General features: G+C 74.5%; 4 protein-coding genes. 1 reads left to right on the top strand and 3 read right to left on the bottom strand.

What is annotated here, in order from left to right; all coding sequences use genetic code 11:
• Both H5J33_RS25050 and H5J33_RS25045 read right to left on the bottom strand, forming a co-directional pair.
• A partial coding sequence (locus H5J33_RS25050) for a DUF885 domain-containing protein (protein ID WP_181797134.1) occupies positions 1-1,685 on the bottom strand: 1,685 nt, incomplete at its 3' end.
• 53 nt (positions 1,686-1,738) lie between these two features.
• Positions 1,739-2,224: an Lrp/AsnC family transcriptional regulator gene (locus tag H5J33_RS25045; RefSeq protein WP_181797133.1), complete on the bottom strand. Its 486-nt coding sequence runs from the start codon at positions 2,222-2,224 to the stop codon at positions 1,739-1,741.
• 60 nt (positions 2,225-2,284) lie between these two features.
• Here H5J33_RS25045 and H5J33_RS25040 point away from each other — a divergent pair, with 60 nt between their 5' ends.
• Positions 2,285-3,490 carry a PLP-dependent aspartate aminotransferase family protein gene (locus tag H5J33_RS25040; RefSeq protein WP_181797132.1) on the top strand — a complete coding sequence of 402 codons (1,206 nt, stop codon included), beginning with the start codon at positions 2,285-2,287 and terminating at the stop codon, positions 3,488-3,490.
• A gap of 60 nt (positions 3,491-3,550) precedes the next feature.
• Here the strand turns inward: H5J33_RS25040 and H5J33_RS25035 are convergent.
• Positions 3,551-4,425, bottom strand: an 875-nt coding sequence (locus H5J33_RS25035) for a GNAT family N-acetyltransferase (protein ID WP_258565384.1), incomplete at its 5' end; no start/stop codon positions are given.

The following is a 4,425-nucleotide window of genomic DNA, read 5'->3' as shown; positions in this document are numbered from 1 at the left end:
AGCCGGGACAGCTCGTCCAGCAGGTCGTCCAGGCCCAGCGAGCCCTGGGACAGCGCCGCCATGTGCCACGCCTTCAGATCGAACGCGGCGCCGTGCCGCGCCCGCGCCCGCTCCCGGCCCAGCAGCCAGACCCGCTCGCCCAGCTTGTAGCCGATCGCCTGGCCCGGCATGGTCAGATACCGGGTCAGCTCGCTCTCCACGAAGTCCGCCGGGCGGCTGCTGTGCGCCCCGAAGAACTCCTGCGCCAGTTCCGGGGTCCAGCGCTCGCCCGGGTGGAACGGGGAATCGGCCGGGATCTCCAGCTCCAGGTGCATACCGATGTCGATGATCACCCGCACCGCGCGCATCATCTGCGCGTCCAGGTAGCCGAGGCGTTCCTCCGGGTCGCCGAGGTAGCCCAGTTCGTCCATCAGCCGCTCCGCGTACAGCGCCCAGCCCTCGGCGTTGGCGCTGACCATGCCGACCGTGGCCTGGTAGCGGGAGAGGCTGTCCGCCACGTGCGTCCACTGCGCGAGCTGGAGGTGGTGGCCGGGCACGCCCTCGTGGTACCAGGTCGACACCAGGTCGTAGACCGGGAAGCGGGTCAGGCCCATCGTGGGCAGCCAGGTGCGGCCGGGCCGGGAGAAGTCCTCCGACGGGGACGTGTAGTACGGAGCCGCCGCGCCACCGGGCGGCGCGATGCGCGACTCCACCCGGCGGACCCGCTCGGCCAGTTCGAAGTGCGTGCCGTCCAGGTCCGCGATCGCCCGGTCCATCAGGCCCTGGAGCCAGTCGCGGACCTCGTCCACGCCCTCGATGTGCCGCCCGTGCTCGTCCAGGTGCGCGAGCGCCACCCACGGTGTCGCGGCGCCGGGCAGGATCTTGTGAGCCTCCTCGCGCATCTCGCCGAGGATCCGGTGGAACTCCGCCCAGCCGTAGGCGTACGCCTCGTCCAGGTCGAGGTCGGTGCCGTTGTAGTAGCGGGCCGAGCGCGCGTACCGCTCCCGGCCGACGACGTCCGGGGCGCCCTCGACGGCCGGCGCGTACACCCGGCGCAGCCAGTCCCGCAGCTCCACCACGGCACCGGTGGCCGCCCGTGCCGCCTCGTCCAGCTCCGTGCGCAGGGCCTCGGGACCCGCGGCGGCGAAGTCCTCGAACCAGCCGCGCCCTTCGCCGGTGTCCGCCCACTCGGCCAGCTGGCCGATGAACGTGGCGGTCGGCCGCGGGGACGCGAACAGCTTCCGCTCCAGGCCGAGTTCGAGCGAGGCACGGTAGCCGGCGAACGCCCGGGGCACCGCGCGCAGCCGCTCGGCGATGGCCGCCCAGTCCTCCTCCGTCTCCGCCGGGGTGATCGTGAAGACCTCCCGGACCGCGTGGCCGGGCGTGTGCATGTTGCCGACCTCACGCAGGTGTTCGCCGGCCTCGTACATCGCGAGCAGGGCGGTCAGCCGCTCCCGCAGCAGCCGCCCGCAGCGCCGCTCCACGTCGCTGTCGGCGCCGGGCCGCCGCTCCGCCTCGTCCAGCCGCGCGAGCGTGTCCCGGGCCAGCCGCGCCTGCGCGTCCCAGCCCTCGGGCGAGTAGTCGGGCAGCCTGCTCGAACTCTCCCGCGCACCGAGATAGGTGCCGGTGACCGGGTCGAGGGCGATGAGGTCGTCCACATAGGCGTCGGCGACCTGACGGGGCAGCGGGATCTGGGTATCGGACATGCGGCTCATCCTCGTACGCCGGGGTTCCCCGCGTCACCCGGGTGCGTCGGGATTCAGCTCTCGGCGTGGCCGGGCGGCAGCAGGGGCCCGCACTCCCACTGCTGGAAGATCAGCCGGGTCTCCACCCGGGCGACCTCGCGCCGTGCCGTGAACTCGTCCAGCACCAGCCGCTGGAGGTCGGCCATGTCCGCGACGGCCACATGCACCAGATAGTCGTCCGGGCCGGTCAGATGGAACACCGTCCGCGCCTCCGGCAGCGCCCGGATCCGCTCCACGAACGGTCCGACCAGTTCCCGCCGGTGCGGCCGTACCTGCACCGACAGCAGCGCCTGGAGACCGCGCCCCAGTTTGGCCGGGTCCAGCCGCAGCCGGTGGCCGAGGATCACGCCCGAGCGGCGCAGCCGGGTCACCCGGTCCAGACAGGTCGACGGGGCCACACCCACCTGCGCGGCGAGGTCCCGGTAGGTGATCCGGGCGTCGTTCTGCAACAACCGCAGCAGATGCAGGTCCACCGGATCCAGTACGACGGACTCGGCCATGAGCCGAACGTAGCACGGCGATCGCCCCCGGTGAACCGGGTGATGTTCACCCTTGCGCCCATGGACACAGCGAGCACCGGTGCCTACGACGGCGTACGCACCGCACCGAGAGCCCTGGCCACCGAGGCCGTGCACGCAGGCCGCGACGATCTGGCCCGGCAGGGCCTGCACGCCCCGCCGATCGACCTGTCCACCACCTACCCGTCCTACGACAGCCGGGCCGAGGCCGCCCGCATCGACGCCTTCGCCACCGACGGCGCCGACCTGGCCGGCCCGCCGGTCTACGCCCGCCTGGGCAACCCGACCGTCGCCCGCTTCGAGACCGCGCTGGCCCGGCTGGAGGGCACCGAGACCGCGGTCGCCTTCGCCAGCGGGATGGCCGCGCTCAGCGCCGTGCTCCTGGCGTCCGCCGCGACCGGGCTGCGGCACGCCGTGGCGGTACGGCCGCTGTACGGGTGCAGCGACCACCTGCTGACCGCCGGGCTGCTCGGTACGGAGGTCACCTGGACCGGCCCGGACGGCATCGCCGACGCGCTGCGCCCGGACACCGGGCTGGTGATGGTCGAGTCCCCGGCCAATCCGACCCTCGCCGAGGTCGATCTGCGGGCCGTCGCCCACGCCTGCGGCCCGGTTCCGCTGCTCGTCGACAACACCTTCGCCACCCCCGTCCTCCAGCGGCCGGCCGAGCAGGGGGCGCGGCTGGTGCTGCACAGCGCCACCAAGTACCTCGGCGGCCACGGGGACGTGCTGGCCGGGGTGGTGGCCTGCGACGAGGAGTTCGCCGGGCGGCTGCGGAGGATCCGGTTCGCCACGGGCGGTGTCCTGCATCCGCTGGCCGGCTATCTGCTGCTGCGCGGCCTGTCCACCCTCCCGGTGCGGGTGCGGGCCGCCTCGGCGAACGCCGCCGAGCTGGCCCGCCGGCTCGCCGCGGATCCGCGGGTGGCCCGGGTGCGCTACCCGCGCCTCGGCGGCGCGATGGTCGCCTTCGAGGTCTACGGCGACCCGCACGAGGTGATCTCCCGGGTCCGGCTCGTCACGCCCGCGGTGAGCCTGGGCAGCGTCGACACGCTCATCCAGCACCCCGCGTCCATCAGCCACCGCATCGTGGACGCCGACGACCGGCGCGGCGCGGGCGTGACCGACCGGCTGCTCCGCCTGTCCGTCGGCCTGGAGGACGTGGACGACCTGTGGGCGGACCTGGACCAGGCGCTGGGCGCCCCCCGCGCACGGCGGGAGGCGCAGGCGCTGCGGGAGGCGGTGCGCTGACGGAGGGCCGGCCCCCGCGTGGACGACCGCCGGGGGCCGGGCCCCTCGCCGGTCCGGCTGTCAGTCCCGGTGGACCGGGTCGGTGAGGTGGTGGGCGGTCGGGTCGAGCGGGGAGGCAGCGGCGTGCCCGGGGGCGTCCAGGCGGGCCGTGATGACCAGGGTGCCCTCCTCGATCTGGTAGTCCAGGGGGAGGTCGAGGGCGCGCATCGCGGCGATCATTCCGGTGTTGGACGCCTTGGTCACGGCGTACACGCTCGCGCACCCGGCCTCGGCCGCCATCCCGACCAGCCGGCCGAGCAGTTCACCGCCGACGCCCCGCCGCTGCCACTCGTCCTCGACCAGCAGTGCGACCTCGGTCTCGTCGCCGTCCCACAGCAGATGCCCGAGGCCGACGATCCGGCCGGAGGAGGTCTGCGCGGCCAGCGTGCGGCCGAAGCGGGGGCTGAGCAGGTGGTTCAGATAGCGGTCCGCGTCGCCGACCGGGCCGTGGTAGCGCAGCCCCAGCGTCCGCGCCGAGCACCGGTCGTGCATCGCCCTGGCCGCGGCGAGGTCCCCGGTGTCGACCCGGCGCACCGTGATGTCGTCGCCCTCGGGCAGCGTCAGCACATCCTGCCCGCGGGGAATCCGCGGCCCGAGCCGGCCGTCCAGCTCCACCAGCGCCCGGGCGCGCGCGAACTCCGTAGGGGTGAACGGCAGATACGGCCGCTCCACGGTGAGCACCCCGCCCTCGGGCGCCGGCAGCCGCATCACGGTGTCCTCCAGCACCCCCTCGGCGGGCACCGGCAGCCGGCCCCGGCCATCGCCGGCCGGCGTGGCGGGCAGCGACCGGATCGTGCACCGGCCCAGCAACTGCCGGAGCGCCAGCGGAAGTTCGGAGGCGTCCAGCGCGGTACGGGCGGCCAGGCCCAGCACCCGGGTGGGCGCGTCGACCAGAT

Source organism: Streptomyces sp. WELS2 (assembly GCF_013870595.1).
In the GTDB taxonomy this organism is placed as follows: Bacteria; Actinomycetota; Actinomycetes; order Streptomycetales; family Streptomycetaceae; genus Streptomyces.
The sequence above is the reverse complement of the archived record's forward strand: the minus strand, read 5'-3'. Positions and strand labels throughout refer to the sequence as shown.

What these genes read in the sequence shown, in the direction of transcription:
- H5J33_RS25040 (WP_181797132.1), top strand. Translation starts at nt 2,285, where the DNA reads ATGGACACAGCGAGCACCGGTGCCTACGACGGCGTACGCACCGCACCG.
- H5J33_RS25045 (WP_181797133.1), bottom strand. Translation starts at nt 2,224, where the DNA reads ATGGCCGAGTCCGTCGTACTGGATCCGGTGGACCTGCATCTGCTGCGG.